The sequence below is a fragment of the Pseudomonas sp. KH_046_1 genome (assembly GCF_057839025.1).
Genome location: NZ_CM174481.1, coordinates 1539380 through 1555305 on the forward strand (window position 1 = coordinate 1539380; position 15926 = coordinate 1555305).

At 58.9% G+C, this 15926-nt stretch carries 17 protein-coding genes; 9 read left to right on the top strand and 8 right to left on the bottom strand.

Annotation, left to right across the window (positions count from 1 at the left end):
- Positions 1-39 precede the first annotated feature (39 nt).
- Together AC3IT9_RS06990 and AC3IT9_RS06995 are read right to left on the bottom strand one after the other, a co-directional pair.
- Positions 40-2151, bottom strand: a complete 2112-nt coding sequence (locus tag AC3IT9_RS06990) for a TonB-dependent receptor (protein WP_150724353.1) — start codon at positions 2149-2151, stop codon at positions 40-42.
- A 355-nt stretch (positions 2152-2506) separates the two neighbouring features.
- A complete protein-coding gene (locus AC3IT9_RS06995; RefSeq protein WP_489272494.1) occupies positions 2507-3436 on the bottom strand; it encodes a LysR family transcriptional regulator in 930 nt (309 codons plus the stop codon).
- Positions 3437-3582: 146 nt separating this feature from the next.
- Here AC3IT9_RS06995 and AC3IT9_RS07000 point away from each other — a divergent pair, with 146 nt between their 5' ends.
- The 4 genes from AC3IT9_RS07000 to AC3IT9_RS07015 all read left to right on the top strand — a co-directional run bounded on the left by AC3IT9_RS07000 (position 3583) and on the right by AC3IT9_RS07015 (position 7319).
- Entirely contained in the window at positions 3583-4869 is a 1287-nt protein-coding gene (locus AC3IT9_RS07000; RefSeq protein ID WP_489272495.1) for an MFS transporter, read from the top strand.
- A gap of 73 nt (positions 4870-4942) precedes the next feature.
- Complete coding sequence (locus AC3IT9_RS07005) at positions 4943-5695, top strand: 5-oxoprolinase subunit PxpA (protein ID WP_489272496.1); 753 nt, start codon at positions 4943-4945, stop codon at positions 5693-5695.
- Positions 5692-6396: a 5-oxoprolinase subunit B family protein gene (locus AC3IT9_RS07010; RefSeq protein ID WP_150757702.1), complete on the top strand. Its 705-nt coding sequence runs from the start codon at positions 5692-5694 to the stop codon at positions 6394-6396. Before AC3IT9_RS07005 ends, AC3IT9_RS07010 begins: the two co-directional genes overlap by 4 nt.
- Positions 6393-7319, top strand: a complete 927-nt coding sequence (locus AC3IT9_RS07015; protein WP_489272498.1) for a 5-oxoprolinase subunit C family protein — start codon at positions 6393-6395, stop codon at positions 7317-7319. The genes AC3IT9_RS07010 and AC3IT9_RS07015 overlap by 4 nt, the downstream gene beginning before the upstream one ends.
- A gap of 102 nt (positions 7320-7421) precedes the next feature.
- Here the strand turns inward: AC3IT9_RS07015 and AC3IT9_RS07020 are convergent, their stop codons facing one another.
- Together AC3IT9_RS07020 and AC3IT9_RS07025 are read right to left on the bottom strand one after the other, a co-directional pair.
- Entirely contained in the window at positions 7422-8600 is a 1179-nt protein-coding gene (locus AC3IT9_RS07020; protein WP_008049176.1) for a vWA domain-containing protein, read from the bottom strand.
- Positions 8601-8611: 11 nt separating this feature from the next.
- A complete protein-coding gene (locus tag AC3IT9_RS07025) occupies positions 8612-9457 on the bottom strand; it encodes an AAA family ATPase (protein ID WP_057715989.1) in 846 nt (281 codons plus the stop codon).
- Positions 9458-9664: 207 nt separating this feature from the next.
- Between AC3IT9_RS07025 and AC3IT9_RS07030 the strand changes: the two genes are divergently transcribed.
- A complete protein-coding gene (locus tag AC3IT9_RS07030; RefSeq protein WP_191624905.1) occupies positions 9665-9895 on the top strand; it encodes a DUF4160 domain-containing protein in 231 nt (76 codons plus the stop codon).
- A complete protein-coding gene (locus AC3IT9_RS07035) occupies positions 9883-10383 on the top strand; it encodes a DUF2442 domain-containing protein (protein ID WP_150757545.1) in 501 nt (166 codons plus the stop codon). Before AC3IT9_RS07030 ends, AC3IT9_RS07035 begins: the two co-directional genes overlap by 13 nt.
- Here the strand turns inward: AC3IT9_RS07035 and AC3IT9_RS07040 are convergent.
- Positions 10380-11456, bottom strand: coding sequence for a DUF748 domain-containing protein (locus AC3IT9_RS07040; protein WP_150757546.1), 1077 nt, complete (start codon positions 11454-11456; stop codon positions 10380-10382). The genes AC3IT9_RS07035 and AC3IT9_RS07040 overlap by 4 nt on opposite strands.
- 130 nt (positions 11457-11586) lie before the next feature.
- Here AC3IT9_RS07040 and cysK point away from each other — a divergent pair, with 130 nt between their 5' ends.
- Positions 11587-12561 carry a cysteine synthase A gene (gene cysK, locus AC3IT9_RS07045; RefSeq protein ID WP_150724362.1) on the top strand — a complete coding sequence of 325 codons (975 nt, stop codon included), beginning with the start codon at positions 11587-11589 and terminating at the stop codon, positions 12559-12561.
- A 264-nt stretch (positions 12562-12825) separates the two neighbouring features.
- Positions 12826-13764, top strand: coding sequence for an aspartyl/asparaginyl beta-hydroxylase domain-containing protein (locus tag AC3IT9_RS07050; RefSeq protein ID WP_150757547.1), 939 nt, complete (start codon positions 12826-12828; stop codon positions 13762-13764).
- Between the two features lie 59 nt (positions 13765-13823).
- On the opposite strand, the gene AC3IT9_RS07055 is transcribed toward AC3IT9_RS07050, so the two are convergent.
- The 3 genes from AC3IT9_RS07055 to AC3IT9_RS07065 form a co-directional block, all read right to left on the bottom strand.
- Positions 13824-14024 carry a hypothetical protein gene (locus AC3IT9_RS07055; RefSeq protein WP_150755694.1) on the bottom strand — a complete coding sequence of 67 codons (201 nt, stop codon included), beginning with the start codon at positions 14022-14024 and terminating at the stop codon, positions 13824-13826.
- A complete protein-coding gene (locus AC3IT9_RS07060; RefSeq protein ID WP_353742279.1) occupies positions 14021-14566 on the bottom strand; it encodes a GNAT family N-acetyltransferase in 546 nt (181 codons plus the stop codon). The genes AC3IT9_RS07055 and AC3IT9_RS07060 overlap by 4 nt, the downstream gene beginning before the upstream one ends.
- Before the next feature lie 280 nt (positions 14567-14846).
- Positions 14847-15017 carry a hypothetical protein gene (locus AC3IT9_RS07065; protein ID WP_191629389.1) on the bottom strand — a complete coding sequence of 57 codons (171 nt, stop codon included), beginning with the start codon at positions 15015-15017 and terminating at the stop codon, positions 14847-14849.
- Here AC3IT9_RS07065 and AC3IT9_RS07070 point away from each other — a divergent pair.
- Positions 15016-15879 carry a DMT family transporter gene (locus AC3IT9_RS07070; RefSeq protein ID WP_489272501.1) on the top strand — a complete coding sequence of 288 codons (864 nt, stop codon included), beginning with the start codon at positions 15016-15018 and terminating at the stop codon, positions 15877-15879. The two genes, AC3IT9_RS07065 and AC3IT9_RS07070, sit on opposite strands and share 2 nt — an antisense overlap.
- The last annotated feature ends 47 nt before the right edge of the window (positions 15880-15926 follow it).

Genomic DNA, 15926 nt, shown 5'->3' on the forward strand with positions numbered 1-15926 from the left:
GCGAACGTCAAGGAGCCGGCAAGCCGGCTCCTTGCTTGATTACCAATCGATCGAATAGGTCATGCTCAAGGTACGGCCTTCGGCGTTGGGGAATGGCGCTCTGGCGTTGGCCTGGGCGAACAGGTTGACGTACGTGCGGTCGGTCAGGTTGTACACCCCGCCTTCCAGGCGACCGACCGGCAAGTACACGGAGCCGAGCAGGTCCACCAGCGTATAGCCTTCGATGTCGCGCCCGTTGTTGTCCTTGGCGGCAGCGTCGTAACTGGACAGGTGCATGCCTTGCAGGCGCAGGGTGTAGTCGTCTTCGGCGTAGCCGACGAACAGCGTGGTTTTGGCCGGTGAAATGCGTGTCGCCGGCAGATCGATCCATTTCCCGTTCTGCTGGGTCTCGCCTTTGGCCCAGGCATAGGTGCCACCCACCGACCAGTGATCGGTCGCGAGGTAGGTCAGGCTGTTTTCGATGCCGCGAACCCGCTCCTTTTGGTTGATCAGACGCAAGACACGGTCATTGGCATCGTAGAACTGAGTCACGTCCGAGGTGTTTTCATAGACGGTGACGTCGGCCTGCCACCGGTCCCAGTCACCGCGCCAGCCCAGCTCGTAGCTGTCGACCTTGATGGCCTGAGCGTTGAGGCTCTGGATGTCGAAGGTGCTGTTCACGTCACGCAAGAAGCGCTGGATGTCCGGCAGCGAAAAGCCCTGGCTGTAATTGGCGAAGACGTCCTGATGTTCGCTCAGGTGATAGACCGCGCCCAGGTTATAGAGCGTGGCATCGTATTTGAGGGTGTCGCCGGGCAGGATGGCACGTACGCCGGTCTGGACGATCTGACCGTAGGCGATGCTGTCGGAAACCTCGCTTTCGATCCATTCGCGGCGCACACCGCCACGCAAGGTCCAGTCACCGATGTCCCAGGACATCTGCCCGAACAGCGCCTTGGTGGTGGTTTCGATATCCGGGCCCATCTCGTAAGTGGTGCCAGTCTTGGTGTAGGTCAGCCCTTTGAGGGTGTATTGGTCACCGCGCTGGCGGGAGCGTTCGTGATCATAGTCGGCGCCCCAGACCAGGTTGCCCGTGGCGCTGCCGATGGCCGGCAACGGCGTGTCGATGGCCGCACGCAGGCCATACACATCCTGCACGCTGTTGTTGTCGGCGATCCCGGCCTTGCCCCGCGACAGGTCCGGGAAGAACAGCGCGTCGGCCCGGCGCCAGTAGCTTTCCAGTTGCAGGCCCTGACCGTAGAAGTCGTTGTCGGTGTAGTTGAGGTTGGCCGCCTGGTTATGGGTGTAGGGCTGGTCGTCGAGTTTCAGTCCTTTGACCGCCTCGGCCTCTTGCAGGTTTTTCGGGTTTTTTGTGTAGTCAGTGTCCTGCTGGTCCTTGTAGTCCTGCAGCGACAGGCTGAGTTTTTTATCGGCATCCAGTTCGTAACCGAAACGACCTTGCAGGTCATAGGTGTCGGTGTCCATGTTGCTGCCCTGGGACGTGTCCTGAGGGATGCGATTGCCATTGCCGTCGTACTGATCGTTGCGCTGGGTCAGGTCGGCGGACACGTACCAGTCCAGGGCATCCTTGCGCCCGGTCGCACTCTGAAAGGCCTCGTAGGCGAAACCTTTACTGTTGAGGTTGTTGCCGGTGGTCAGGCCCAGTTTGCTGCTGTAGGCAAGGTCCTGACCCTGATTGCGCTTGGTGATGATGTTGATGATGCCGCCCGAAGCACCGGCACCATAAATGCTGCTGGCGCCGGAAACCACCTCGATGCGTTCGATACTGGCCGGTGCGATGCTGTTGAGCTGGCGGAAGTTGTCACGTGTGGCGTTCTGCGACACGCCGTCGATCAACACCAGCATGTTGCGCCCGCGCAGGGTCTGGCCGAAGTTGCTCATCCCGCCGCTGGACGGCGCCAGGCCGGGAACCAGTTGCCCCAGAATGTCGGAGACCCGACGTCCGGCGCCACTCTGTTGGCGGATCTGTTGTTCGTCGATCACCTGGACCGAGCCTGGAATCGAGGCAATGGTCGCTTCGCTGCGCGTCGCGGAAACGACGGTGGCTTGCATGTTCAATGTGCCCGGTTGCTGCTCGGTGTCTTCGGCCCAGGCCTGGGCGCTGACGGAGCCGAGCAACGGAATCAACAGGGAAAGTTTGGTTCGGGTCATGAATTAGTCTTTTTTTAGTCGTGAGCCAGAAACTGTTACCCAGGCCCAGGGCAAAACCCTGCTGGCTTGGAGACACGGTGTTGGCGATCAGTGCATAGGCGAGGGGGAGCAGCGCTATGCGGCGGGCTCTAGGGCATTGCTCAAATGGTCGGGGGTGATGCGGTGGGATTGCAAAGCCTGAGTGACGAGGGCTTCGCTCCGGTGTGAGAGCAGTTGCCGCTGTCTAGACGTGTAAGCGCGCATCAAGTCCGATTCCTTCTGGACGGTGGTTTAGCTGAATGCGCGCAGAGAATACATTTTCAAAATATTAATGCAAATGATAGTAATTGCTTCTTGCGTGGAGGGGCGCGCCTTTTCAGAGGCCGGCCAGGGGTTTGCTCAAAACCATGTAATGCTCGCCTACCTTCTGCGCATAGTGCTCCACCACGTGCTGACACAGCGTCACGATCTCTTCGACTATCTCTGCGCCGACCCGCCATGACACCACCACTTGCAGGTTGGGTGGGCGTTGGTCGATGGCCAGCAAGGTCAATTCCCCCCGCTCCAGTTCCTCGGCCACCAGCACCGGTGGCAATGCGCCGATGCCGAAACCGTCGCGCAACAAACGGGTTATGGCCGACACCGAATTCACGCAATTGAGTCGCGGTGTCATGACACCGTTGGCCTGCATCAGTGCCAGCACTTCCTGATGCGGATGGGAGTTTTTCGAATAAGTGATGATTCGCTCACGCGCCAGTTCGGCGACGTTCGTGTAATGGCGGTTGTAGATCGAGTTGCTGGCGACGATCCAGCCCATGGGGTGGCTGGCCAGTTCCAGGCTGCGCACGCTTTCCTGGCGCAGCAGGTCGGTTTGCAGGATCACGTCAAGAAAGCCTTTTTGCAGCTGATCGCAGAGGTTGAGCGAGGTATCGGCCACCAGCTCGATTTCCACCAGCGGGTAGTGATCGGTCATCTGCGCCACCAGCGGGCTGAGCCAGGTATGGATCACCGTGTCCATCACGCCGATGCGCACCCGTCCGGCCTTGCTCGAACGGGTCTCGATCGACTGCTTGAGTGCCTGCATGGTGTCCATCATCTGCTCGGCGTAATCGAGCACTTTGAGGCCTTCGGGCGTCAGGCTCACGCCGCGCGAATCCCGCAGAAACAGCTTCACCCCGAGCTCGCCTTCAAGCACTGCGATGCGGCTGGAAATCGAGGCCTGGGTGGTGAAGAGCTTGTCGGCGGTCAGGCGAAAACTCTTGAGTCGGGCGACCCAGACGAAGGTCTCGAGAAACTTCAGGTTCATGGGATAAAGATTTCTTATGTCTAAGGCGGGTTTTTATTAGTTGGACGCAGCAGGGGCGCGCGTCCAAAAATCGACGCATCCGGTTCCCACGATAGGCGTCGTCGGGGCTCAGAACAATACCAATAAAATCAGCGCGGAGATTTGCCATGAGTGCGCCCGACACCACCGTCATTCCGAAAGCCTCGGCCCGTCCGGGACCTTTCGACTGGTATCGCAACATCAATCAGCAGGAACGCCGCACCTTCTGGAGCTGCAAGATCGGCTATGGCCTGGACGGCATGGACACCCAGATGCTCAGCTTCGTGGTGCCGACCCTGATTGCCATGTGGGGCATCACCACCGGCCAGGCCGGGCTGATTCACACCAGCACGCTGATCGCTTCGGCCATCGGTGGCTGGGTGGCGGGGATTCTCTCCGACCGCATTGGTCGTGTGCGCACCTTGCAACTGACCGTGCTGTGGTTTGCCTTCTTCACCTTCCTCTGTGGCTTTGCCCAGAGCTACGAGCAACTGCTGATTGCCCGCACCCTGATGGGCTTCGGTTTCGGCGGCGAGTGGACTGCCGGCGCGGTGCTGATCGGCGAAGTCATTCGTGCCCAGGACCGTGGCAAGGCAGTGGGCATGGTGCAATCCGGCTGGGCGCTGGGTTGGGGGCTGACGGCGATTCTGTATGCGCTGCTGTTCTCGGTATTGCCACCGGAAGACGCCTGGCGCGCGCTGTTCATCCTCGGCATCGTGCCGGCAGTCTTCGTGATATTCGTCCGCCGTCTGGTCAAGGACCCGGAAATCTATCGTGAAGCCAAGGCTAAACAGGAGCCGAGCAACCCGTCGAAGTTCTATGAGATCTTCGCCCCCGGCATGCTGTTCACCACGATTCGCGCTTCGTTGCTGACCACCGGCGCGCTGGGCGGCTACTACGCGATCACGTCCTGGCTACCGACGTTTCTGAAAAACGAGCGCGGTTTGAGCGTACTCGGCACTGGCGGTTATCTGGCGATGGTGATCATCGGGTCCTACGTCGGTTATGTCATCAGCGCCTATTTGACCGACATCCTCGGACGTAAAAAGAACTTCATCCTGTTCGCCGTCGGCTCGTTCACCATTGTCTTGCTGTACACGCAACTGCCGGTCAGCAACGGCGTGATGCTGTGGCTGGGCTTTCCGCTGGGCTTCTTCGCCTCGGGGATCTTCAGTGGCATGGGCGCATTCCTGACCGAATTGTTCCCTACACGCATTCGCGGTTCGGGCCAGGGTTTTTGCTACAACATCGGCCGGGCGCTGGCGGCGTTGTTCCCGCTGCTGATCGGCCTGCTCAGCCAGACCGTGCCGCTGAGTGTAGGCATCGGTGCCTTTGCGGCGGTTTCCTACGGCGTGGTGATCCTCGCGGCCCTGAGTTTGCCGGAAACCCGTGGCAAGCAACTCGACGCCCAGTAACTGATAACCTGCGGGGCTGTCTTATAGATATGTCCCGCAGCTGAAAAGAATAAAGCCTACAGGAGTGTTCAGTGTGAGCCGCCTGCTATTGAACTGCGACATCGGCGAGAGTTTCGGCAGCTGGACCATGGGTCTGGACGCGGAAATCATGCCCTTCATCGATTGCGCCAACATCGCCTGCGGTTTTCACGCCGGCGACCCGAGCATCATGCGCAAGACTGTCAGCCTGGCCCTCAGCCACGGTGTGCAAGTTGGCGCGCATCCGGCCTATCAGGACCTGGTGGGGTTCGGCCGTCGTTCCATGGCCTATGCCACCCAGGAACTTCAAGACATTCTGCATTACCAGATCGGCGCCCTCGACGGCATCTGCCGGGCCCAGGGCGGACGGGTCAGTTACGTCAAACCCCATGGCGCGATGTACAACGACATGATGGCCAACCCGGCGCAATTACGCGCTGTGCTGCAAGCGGTAGCGTCCTATGACCGCAGCCTGCCGCTGATGTTGATGGCGACCCGCGACAACAGCGTCGCGCAGCAGTTGGGCGATGAATATGGCGTGACCCTGTGGTTCGAGGCCTTTGCCGACCGCGCTTACGACAGCGCTGGCAGGCTGGTGTCGCGACAACTGCCGGGAGCGGTGCATCACGCCCCGGAAAAAATCATCGAACAGGCGCTGACCATCGCCCGTGGCGATCCGCTCACCGCCAGCGACGGCAGCGCCCTGCATTTGCAGGCCAACACCCTGTGCGTGCACGGCGACAACGCCAGTTCGGTCGCTGCCGTGCAACGCATCCGTGAAGCCTTGAACCGGCAGTGTGCGTCATGAAGCTGCGGGTGGAAGTGGTGGCGCTGGATTGCCTGATGGTGCGCCTGTTCGATGAAATTGCCGAAACCAACATGCCGTGGATGCTGGCGGCCAGTGAAAGTCTGCGCGCGGTGTTCGCCGGGCATCTGATCGATCTGGTGCCGTCCTACACCACCTTGATGGTGCATTACGACTTGAACGCGCTGAGTCCCGCCCAGGCCCGGGAATTGATTGCCCAGGCACTGATCGACCTGTCGCCCAATGCGCGTACGCGCGGTACCTGCCATGTGTTGCCTGTTTGGTACGACTTGAGCGTCGGTCCGGAATTGAACCTGTTGTCGCAACGCAGCGGGTTGGCGGTGGAGGAGGTGATCCGTCGTCACTGCGAACATGAATATCAGGTGTTTGCACTTGGCTTTGCGCCGGGCTTCGCCTTCATGGGGCTGGTGGAAGAGGTGCTCGCCGCGCCGCGACTGGACACACCACGCAAGAAAGTCGCCGCCGGCAGTGTCGGCATCGCCGAACGGCAGACAGCGGCTTACCCGGTGGCGTCGCCGGGGGGCTGGAACCTGATCGGCCGCACACCGGCCAAATTGTTCGATCGCCACCGTGACGGCTACAGCCTGATGCAACCCGGTGACACCGTACGGTTCGAAGCGGTCGGCCATGCCGAATTCATTAACCTGGGCGGTGACGACACGCCACTGGAGGCCCAGGCATGAGCCGTTTGATGATTGAAGCGAGTACGCCGTTGTGCCTGTTGCAGGACGCTGGTCGTTTTGGCGTGCGGCATCTGGGCGTGACCCAGGGCGGCGCGGCCGATTGGCGTTCGATGTCGTGGGCCAACTGGCTGTTGGGCAACGGACTGGATGCGCCGGTGATCGAAATCACCCTCGGCGGGTTCACTGTCGTGGCCGAGGATGATTGCGTGCTGGCCTTGGCCGGAGCGGATCTAGGCGCGCAGGTGGACGGCGAGGCGCTGGCGCCGTGGCGCAGTTTCAGGTTGCACAAAGGTCAGCGTCTTCAATTCACCCGGCCGTTGCTCGGCGCCCGGGCCTATCTGGCGGCACCGGGTGGGTTTGATGCACCGAAAGTGCTGGGCAGCAGTGCAACGGTGGTCCGCGAGGAACTCGGCGGCCTGGACGGAATGGGCCATGCGCTGGGTAAAGGCGCGTCCTTGAGCTACTCGGGGAGCTCGCTGGTATTGCTGCGCGAGTTGCCGAGCCAATGCGTGCCGGATTTCACCGGCGAGCCATTGCTGGATCTGGTGCTCGGTGCGCAGATTGGCGAGTTCAGCGGGCAGAGCCTGTTCGATGCGTTCAACAGCGTGTGGAGCCTCGACAGCCGAGCCGACCGGATGGGGATTCGCCTGTTGGGTGCGGCGCTGCAGTACCAGGGCAAACCGATGATTTCCGAAGGTATCCCGCTGGGGGCTGTCCAGGTACCGCCCGACGGGCAGCCGATTGTGCTGCTCAATGATCGGCAGACCATTGGTGGTTATCCGCGATTGGGGGCGTTGACGCCGTTGGCACTGGCGCGATTGGCGCAATGCCTGCCGGGGGCGCAGGTGCGGTTGCGACCGGTGGTGCAGGATGTTGCCCATCGCGAACAAATCGAGTATTTGCGCCGCTTCAACAACAGCTAAAAGCATCGCGAGCAGGCTCGCTCCCACAGGGATCTTATGCACGACAAAGATCCAATGTGGGAGCGAGCCTGCTCGCGATGGCGTCAGACCAGACAATAAAAGTTATTTGGAAAGAAACCGCATCCCTTCTTCCAACCCGCGAAGAGTCAGCGGATACATCTGGTCCTCGATCAAATCCCGCACGATGTTGGTCGACGAGGTATAGCCCCAGGTGTCCTTCGGATACGGGTTGATCCAGATGAGCTTCTTGTACTTCTCCTTGAACCGCTGCATCCACACGTAACCGGCTTCTTCGTTCCAGTGCTCGACGCTACCGCCCGCCTGGGTGATTTCGTAGGGCGCCATGGCGGCGTCACCGATGAAGATCACTTTGTAGTCGGCGCCGTACTTGTGCAGCAGGTCCATGGTCGAGGTGCGCTCGGAGGTGCGGCGCATGTTGTTCTTCCACACCGATTCATAAATGAAGTTGTGGAAGTAGAAGTACTCCAGATGCTTGAACTCGGTCTTGCAGGCCGAGAACAGCTCCTCGCAAATCTTCACATGGGCGTCCATCGAGCCACCGATGTCGAACAGCAGCAACAGCTTGACGGTGTTGCGCCGCTCCGGCCGCATCTGGATGTTCAGCAGGCCGGCATCCTTGGCGGTGTGGTCGATGGTGCCATCGATGTCCAGTTCTTCTGCCGCACCCTGACGGGCAAACTTGCGCAAGCGCCGCAGGGCGACCTTGATGTTGCGCGTGCCCAGTTCGACGGAATCGTCGAGGTTCTTGTATTCGCGCTGGTCCCAGACCTTGGCCGCCTTGCCCTGGCGTTTGCCGGCATCGCCGACTCGAATGCCTTCCGGGTTGAAACCGCCGGAGCCGAACGGGCTGGTGCCACCGGTGCCGATCCACTTGTTGCCACCGGCGTGGCGTTCCTTTTGTTCTTCGAGGCGTTTCTTGAACTCTTCGATCAGCTTGTCGAGGCCGCCGAGCGACTGGATCGCCGCCCGCTCTTCGTCGGTCAGCGAACGCTCGAATTCCTTGCGCAGCCAGTCTTCGGGGATCAGCGCCTGCAGGTGATCGTCGAGCTTTTCCAGACCGTTGAAGTAGGCACCGAAGGCTCGGTCGAACTTGTCGAAATGCTTTTCGTCCTTCACCAGAATCGCCCGGGACAGGTAGTAAAACTCGTCCATGTCGGCGAAGGTCACGCGCTGTTTCAGCGCGTTGATCAGGTCCAGCAGCTCTCGCACCGAGACCGGCACCTTGGCTGCGCGCATTTCATTGAACAGGTTGAGCAACATGGCGTTAACCCTTATCGGCTGCCGCGACGGCTCATGAACGCCAGACGCTCCAGCAGTTGCACGTCCTGTTCGTTCTTCACCAAAGCGCCGGCCAGCGGCGGGATGGCCTTGGTCGGATCGCGCTCGCGCAGCACCGCTTCGCCGATGTTGTCGGCCATCAGCAGCTTCAGCCAGTCCACCAGTTCGGAGGTCGATGGCTTTTTCTTCAGGCCCGGCACCTTGCGCACGTCGAAGAACACGTCCAGCGCTTCGCTGACCAGGTCTTTCTTGATGTCCGGGTAATGCACGTCGACGATCCGCTGCATCGTGACGCGATCCGGGAAGGCGATGTAGTGGAAGAAGCAGCGGCGCAGGAAGGCGTCCGGCAGCTCTTTCTCGTTGTTGGAAGTAATGATGATGATCGGGCGTTTCTTGGCCTTGATGGTCTCGTCGATCTCGTAAACGTAGAACTCCATCTTGTCGAGTTCTTGCAGCAGGTCGTTCGGGAACTCGATGTCGGCCTTGTCGATTTCGTCGATCAGCAGGATCACCCGCTCCTCGGACTCGAAAGCTTCCCAGAGCTTGCCTTTTTTCAGGTAGTTGCGAACGTCGTGGACCTTCTCCGTACCCAGCTGCGAATCGCGCAGGCGGCTGACCGCGTCGTACTCGTACAGGCCCTGGTGAGCCTTGGTGGTGGATTTGATGTGCCAGGTAATCAGCTTGGCGCCAAAGGATTCGGCCAGTTGCTCGGCGAGCATGGTCTTGCCGGTGCCCGGTTCGCCCTTGACCAGCAATGGCCGCTCCAGGGTGATGGCGGCATTGACCGCCAGCTTCAGGTCATCGGTGGCGACGTAGGCCTGGGTGCCTTCGAACTTCATCTGCTAATCCTCGAACGGTAACGCCGACCTGAACGAGGCAGGGCGGGGGGGCGCAATAAAAGAGTCAGTCCCGACTATAACGCGCTGCCCGGTCGACTGTGAACGCAGACGGCTTATTCAGTCTCTGAATGGGGCGTCACATCTTGACTCAGTCTCGGCTGCTGGCCAGTATTGAGCTATCGCCATTTTGGCGATAGCTTGCCGGGCATGTCTACTAAATACCGATTTCGTGACACATACCGCATTCAGTTGCGCGAAAAGGATCATCCACCACCTCACGTTCATCTAACTGGTGGCGGGCTGGACGTCATGCTCAGCCTGGAAACCGTCGAGGTGATGGTAGGCAGGGCTCCACCCCTGATCATCAGGGAAGCACTGGATTGGGTCAGGGCCCATCAGGCGCAACTGCTCGAGGACTGGAAACGATGTTACCCATGAAACGACCACGACTGCTGACCGTACAGGCACTGCCGGAGTATCGCCTGGCGTTGACCTTTATTGACGGCCAGCAACTGACTCTCGACCTGAGCCGGGATTTGCTGGCCTTACCAGGCTTGCAACCACTGCAGGGACGCGCGTTCGATGGCGCGGCTCTGGCTGATGATGGCTGGTGCGTCGAGTGGCCTGAGCAGGACATCCAGATTGGTGCAGACACGTTGTACCTGGATGCGATCGCACAAAATGCCTGCGACGAAAATACCCGGATCTTCATCGACTGGCGCGCTCGCACCGGGCTGTCACTCACACAGGCCGCCGAGGCGCTGGGGGTCAGTACCCGCAGCATCAGTCGTTACAGCCGTGGCAAGGAAGCGGTGCCGCGGTCCCTGGCACTGGCCTGTCTTGGGTGGGATTTCTTGCAGTTGCAAGCGAACGCGCCGCGGGCGGCCGAGGAAACAGGCCGGTACATCGTCACGCGCAAAAGTTAGCCTGCATCCGGCTTGGGTCGTTCATACCGCGCATTGAACGCCTGGATGAAACCATTGCGTAAAATCTGTAAAAAAGCCTGGAATGCGCTGACATCTTGCTGATGTACATTGCCCTTGAGTTCGACCCGTGTCGCAAACTGGTTTTTGCCCTGGTTTTTCAAGACGGTCTCGGTGCCGCCGACGAGGGCTTCCCAAATCGAGCGGAACAGCCCTTTGTCGTTGCTTTGCACATCCTGCTGCCAATTGAACACATCAACATCGCGCAGCAGTGGCTTGATATAGCCGGTCAGTCGTCCCTTGTTGGCTGAGGCTTCGATCACCACGTCGCCATGGCCGGCATTGAAGTCGAACTTGCCATAGGCCGCGGCGAAGTCGTTCAAGCGCTTGAGCTCGATATCCGTGGTGCGCAAGCGAAACTCGAAGTCTTCGAAGTCGCTCAAGGGATCGAAAGTGGCCGTGGTTTCCAGTGGCGCGTGCCCCAGCAGCAGGGCTTTGCCTTCGAAGCGCGCATCACGCTTGCCTTTGGTGTCGACCACGTTGGTCAGGTTGTAGAGGTTGGCATCCACGTTTGTGGCATTCATGTTCACGGGTGGTTTTGAGTTGAAGTTGCGAAAACTGATCTTGCCGTCGTTGATCCGCACTTCGTTCAGGGTAATGGGCAGCAGCTTGCCTAACTGTGCACGCCAGTCGGTACCCTCGCCGGTCTGGGAATTTTGCTTGTTGGCCCCGCCATCGACGAAGTTGACCTCGGGATTGATGAACTGCACCTCGGCTACTACCGCCCGGTCGTACCACAGCGAATGCCAACTGACCGAGAGGTCGATCAACGGCGCGTTGACGAAAGGCACCGGAACCTTGCCATCGATCTTGACGATTTTCAGTCCGTTGATTTTGTAGGCGCCGCGCCACAGGGCCAGGTCCACGTCGGTGATTTGGCCGCGGTAGTCGCCCATGTTCGCCAGTCGCTCATTGAGGTAGTCGCGCACCAGATAGGGCAAGGCGATGTGGAGCGCTATCAGCAACAGAACGAGGCCGATGAGGGTCCGCAGGGGCCAACTGTATCGACGTTTCATGGTGGCAAATCTCTGACGATCTAAAGCCATTGACTGCACTGATAAGCGGACGTTCGACCTGACTGGACGCCTGCGGGCAAGAGGGCTTACCTTGATGCCCTATTTCAATGCTGTCGTTAAGGACCCAGCCATGAGCCGCATTTTCGCTGACAACGCCCACTCCATCGGCAACACGCCGCTGGTGCAGATCAATCGCATTGCGCCGCGCGGTGTGACCATCCTGGCCAAGATCGAAGGGCGCAACCCGGGTTACTCGGTCAAGTGCCGGATCGGTGCGAACATGATCTGGGATGCCGAGGGTAGTGGCAAACTCAAGCCGGGGATGACCATCGTCGAACCTACCTCCGGCAATACCGGCATCGGCCTGGCCTTCGTGGCCGCCGCCCGTGGCTACAAACTGATGCTGACCATGCCGGCGTCCATGAGTATCGAACGCCGCAAGGTGCTCAAGGCACTGGGTGCCGAACTGGTATTGACCGAGCCGGCCAAAGGCATGAAGGGCGCCATCGAGAAAGCCGGTGAAATCGTTGCCGGCGACCCGTCGAAGTACTTCATGCCGGCGCAATTCGACAACCCGGCCAACCCGGCCATCCACGAAAAAACCACCGGCCCGGAAATCTGGAACGATACCGACGGCGCGGTCGACGTGCTGGTGGCAGGCGTCGGAACCGGTGGAACCATCACCGGGGTTTCACGCTATATCAAGAATACTCAGGGCAAACCGATACTCTCAGTGGCGGTGGAACCGGCGGTGTCGCCGGTGATCACCCAGGCCCTGGCCGGTGAAGAAATCAAGCCGAGCCCGCACAAGATCCAGGGCATTGGTGCCGGTTTTGTGCCGAAGAACCTCGATTTATCGATCGTCGATCGGGTGGAACTGGTTAGCGACGAAGAGTCCAAGGCCATGGCCTTGCGCTTGATGCAGGAAGAAGGGATTTTGTGCGGGATTTCCTGCGGCGCTGCCATGGCAGTGGCCGTTCGGCTGGCCGAGACTCCGGAAATGCAGGGCAAGACCATCGTCGTGATCCTACCGGATTCCGGTGAGCGTTACCTGTCGAGCATGCTGTTCAGTGATCTGTTTACCGAGCAGGAGAATCAGCAGTAAGCGCTGAACATTGGCGGGTTGTGGCTGGCGGTGATGGTTGAGGCGTTGTCGCTGGTTGCGATCCATTGAACTGGTCTGGTTGATGATGGATTGGCATCAGCCCGCGTTCAGGCACCTTATGTTAGTAAATGCTTTGTTGCACATTCATTAACATTGAATGTTGAAAAGTGCAGGTTTTCACCGGGTCGGTAGTGTTTATCATGCTGGCAGCCATGTCGGGCAATGGACGTGGTGGCATATCGTTTATCTTCAAAGGAGTTGTTGATGACTTTATCGTTTGCCGCGAAGGCCTCGTTGTTGCTGCTGTTTCTCGGCAGCACCCTCTATGTGCATTTACGCGGCAATGCGCGTCTGCCGGTTTTGCGCCAGTTCGTTAACCATTCGGCACTGTTCGCACCCTATAACTCCTTGATGTACCTGTTTTCCAGTGTGCCTTCGAAACCGTATCTGGATCGCAGCAAGTTCCCGGAACTGGATGTGCTCAAGGACAACTGGGAGGTGATTCGCGACGAAGCGATGCACTTGTTCGACGAGGGGTATATCCGCGCGGCGGCAAAGAACAACGACGCCGGTTTTGGCTCGTTCTTCAAGAAGGGCTGGAAGCGTTTCTATCTCAAGTGGTATGACAAACCGCTGCCTTCCGCCGAAGCCTTGTGCCCGAGAACCGTGGAACTGGTCGGCAGCATTCCCAGCGTCAAAGGCGCGATGTTTGCGCTGCTGCCGGGCGGCAGCCATCTCAACCCGCATCGTGATCCGTTTGGCGGCTCCCTGCGTTATCACTTGGGCCTGTCCACCCCCAATTCCGATGATTGCCGCATCTTTGTCGACGGGCAGGTTTACGCCTGGCGCGATGGTGAAGATGTGATGTTCGACGAGACCTACGTGCACTGGGTCAAGAATGAAACGCAAAAGCCCCGCGTCATCCTGTTCTGCGATATCGAGCGTCCGCTGAGCAATCGCTTCATGACCTGCATCAATCGCAGTATCAGCGCCTGGCTGGGTCGCGCCACCGCCCCTCAGAACCTGGACGACGAGCGTGTGGGCGGGATCAACCAGGCCTACGCCTGGAGCAAGAGCTCCAGCGATCAATTCAGTGGTGTGATCAAGCAATGGAAGCGGCGCAACCCCAAGGCCTACCGTGTACTGCGTCCAGTACTGGCGGTGGTGGTGCTGACATTACTGGGGTATTGGTTGTTTGGCTGAAGCCGGTTTCAGAATAAAAGAACCGCTCGTTGTGAGCGGTTTTTTTTTGCTTGCGAGTTTTAAGGGCGTCCGGCGAGAAGGCTAGGTTCTTCGCCGTCGATGCCTGTTACAAGTATTTTTAGAAGACGCTGCTGACTGGCAGTCAGCTCTACAGCGGCGGTCTTTTTTTCCGTATGACGCGAGCTTTTCCTTGTGGGGGATTTTTTGATTACTTTGCGCATTTTCCCTCCGCTGCTGGTCATTAATTGAACAATTTTCACGATACAAGGTTCTCCAGGGTTTTGACAAGACGGCCTTCTATATCGAAGTCAAATCCAAGCTGTTGATAAATTGAAACCGCGCCAACCTGCGGCTCTTGAACTTCGAGGAACCGGCAACCGATGAGCTGCGCGTATTGTTCAATGGCAATCAGCGCCAGTGTCGCAATACGGTTTCTCAAAGGATGCGCCTCCTTTGGACGTCCCTCTAACCGTACAATGCGCATCCGCAGGCGACTGTTGTTTGGATTCGCAAAGCACATGCCGCACAGTTCGTCGTCGAACCAGATGGCAATATCCAGAGCCAATGGCTCTCGTGCTTTCCACCCAACGACTTCATTCCAGGAAAAGTGCGGATCCTCCCAAAGCACAAAAGCATTCAATGCCCGTGTGTCAATCGGTTCAAAGCGCACCTTCGATAAATCGAACGCAGTAGGGCCGATCCGTTCCAGCTCATACTGCAACTGTGCAGTGCTGGCACCAGCAATCTTTCTGGCCTGAGACTTGTACAACTGATACCGAAGATGAGTCCTTTCCCTTGGCATGTGATCTCTTGCATTCCATTCCCCATCGTTGGGCGTTGCAGTTGCTCTCAAGCCTAGGTAGCACCCTCTCCCTTGTCATTACTGGCCTTTTGAGCAAGTCGTTGCAATCCATGTCGCACGCTGGTTATAGTCGGCGCACGGTGAGTTTCAGGACTCACTTTTTCATCCCTCGATCAAAGATCAGCCCAATGCCTGCATCCCTCATCAACGCGGTAGTCGATTCAGCGGTCAACGCTGGCGTCGTGCCGTGCGGGAATCAGCAGCCCGGGCAGATCAGTCATTACCCCCCACCTGTCAGCAGCACGCCGGTGTGCGCAGTCGTATCACCGCCAGGCGTTGGCATTTCGGGCTGATCAGCTGCCTTCTGCTGTTCCCCATGCCTGCCTGAAAAACTACTGGATTTCAGCTTTTTGCTGAGTTGGCTTTTTGCCTGACTACAGGTGGTATCCATGCTTGTCCTTTCGAAAAAATCCGCGCTCGCGGCGGCGTCCACGAGCCTGTTCGTTCTGCTGTGGAGCAGCGGGGCGATTTTCTCCAAGTGGGGGTTGGCCCACGCGTCACCCTTCGCCTTCCTGATGTTTCGTTTCGTCATTGCGCTATGCGGTCTGGTGTTGCTGGTGCCGTTGCTCAAGCTGAAATTGCCCAAGGGCGGCAAACCGATGCTGTATGCGATGACTACCGGTGTGGTGTTGTTGGGGGCTTATCAGATTTTCTATCTGCTGGCCCTCGACCTTAAAGTCACCCCCGGGGTGATGGCGACCATCATGGGCGTGCAGCCGATCCTCACCGTGGTGCTGATGGAGCGCCAGCGTTCCTGGAGCCGAATGTTCGGTCTGGCCCTGGGGCTGACCGGGTTGGTCATGGTGGTCTATCAGGGCATCGGACTGGCCGGGATGTCGTTGGCCGGGATGCTGTACGGGTTGCTGGCGCTGGCGAGCATGACGCTCGGTTCGATCATGCAGAAACGCATCACCGACAATCCCCTCGGCACATTGCCGGTGCAGTATCTGGCCGGACTGCTGTTGTGCGGGATTTTCGTACCCTTCCAGCCGTTTCACTTCGAACACAGCAGCGGTTTCATCTTGCCGGTGCTATGGATGGGGCTGGTGGTGTCGGTGCTGGCGACACTGTTGCTGTACCGCTTGATTGCCCAGGGCAATCTGGTGAATGTCACCAGCCTGTTTTACCTGGTGCCGGCGGTCACGGCGGTGATGGACTATCTGATCTTCGGCAATCGCCTGGCGATGTTGAGCCTGTTCGGCATGCTGTTGATCATCGTCGGTCTGGTGTTTGTGTTCCGTAAAACAGCGTAATTGCGAGGAAACCCGATGAGGCCTGGAGCGATGCTCCGGGCCTTCGT

Bases quoted from the DNA above. Each gene is read 5' to 3' on its own strand.
- AC3IT9_RS07050 (WP_150757547.1), top strand. From the start codon at position 12,826: ATGACTTTATCGTTTGCCGCGAAGGCCTCGTTGTTGCTGCTGTTTCTC.
- AC3IT9_RS07040 (WP_150757546.1), bottom strand. From the start codon at position 11,456: ATGAAACGTCGATACAGTTGGCCCCTGCGGACCCTCATCGGCCTCGTT.
- AC3IT9_RS06995 (WP_489272494.1), bottom strand. From the start codon at position 3,436: ATGAACCTGAAGTTTCTCGAGACCTTCGTCTGGGTCGCCCGACTCAAG.
- cysK (WP_150724362.1), top strand. From the start codon at position 11,587: ATGAGCCGCATTTTCGCTGACAACGCCCACTCCATCGGCAACACGCCG.
- AC3IT9_RS07065 (WP_191629389.1), bottom strand. From the start codon at position 15,017: ATGGATACCACCTGTAGTCAGGCAAAAAGCCAACTCAGCAAAAAGCTG.
- AC3IT9_RS06990 (WP_150724353.1), bottom strand. From the start codon at position 2,151: ATGACCCGAACCAAACTTTCCCTGTTGATTCCGTTGCTCGGCTCCGTC.
- AC3IT9_RS07025 (WP_057715989.1), bottom strand. From the start codon at position 9,457: ATGAAGTTCGAAGGCACCCAGGCCTACGTCGCCACCGATGACCTGAAG.
- AC3IT9_RS07070 (WP_489272501.1), top strand. From the start codon at position 15,016: ATGCTTGTCCTTTCGAAAAAATCCGCGCTCGCGGCGGCGTCCACGAGC.
- AC3IT9_RS07035 (WP_150757545.1), top strand. From the start codon at position 9,883: ATGTTACCCATGAAACGACCACGACTGCTGACCGTACAGGCACTGCCG.
- AC3IT9_RS07015 (WP_489272498.1), top strand. From the start codon at position 6,393: ATGAGCCGTTTGATGATTGAAGCGAGTACGCCGTTGTGCCTGTTGCAG.
- AC3IT9_RS07060 (WP_353742279.1), bottom strand. From the start codon at position 14,566: ATGCCAAGGGAAAGGACTCATCTTCGGTATCAGTTGTACAAGTCTCAG.
- AC3IT9_RS07030 (WP_191624905.1), top strand. From the start codon at position 9,665: ATGTCTACTAAATACCGATTTCGTGACACATACCGCATTCAGTTGCGC.
- AC3IT9_RS07010 (WP_150757702.1), top strand. From the start codon at position 5,692: ATGAAGCTGCGGGTGGAAGTGGTGGCGCTGGATTGCCTGATGGTGCGC.
- AC3IT9_RS07000 (WP_489272495.1), top strand. From the start codon at position 3,583: ATGAGTGCGCCCGACACCACCGTCATTCCGAAAGCCTCGGCCCGTCCG.
- AC3IT9_RS07020 (WP_008049176.1), bottom strand. From the start codon at position 8,600: ATGTTGCTCAACCTGTTCAATGAAATGCGCGCAGCCAAGGTGCCGGTC.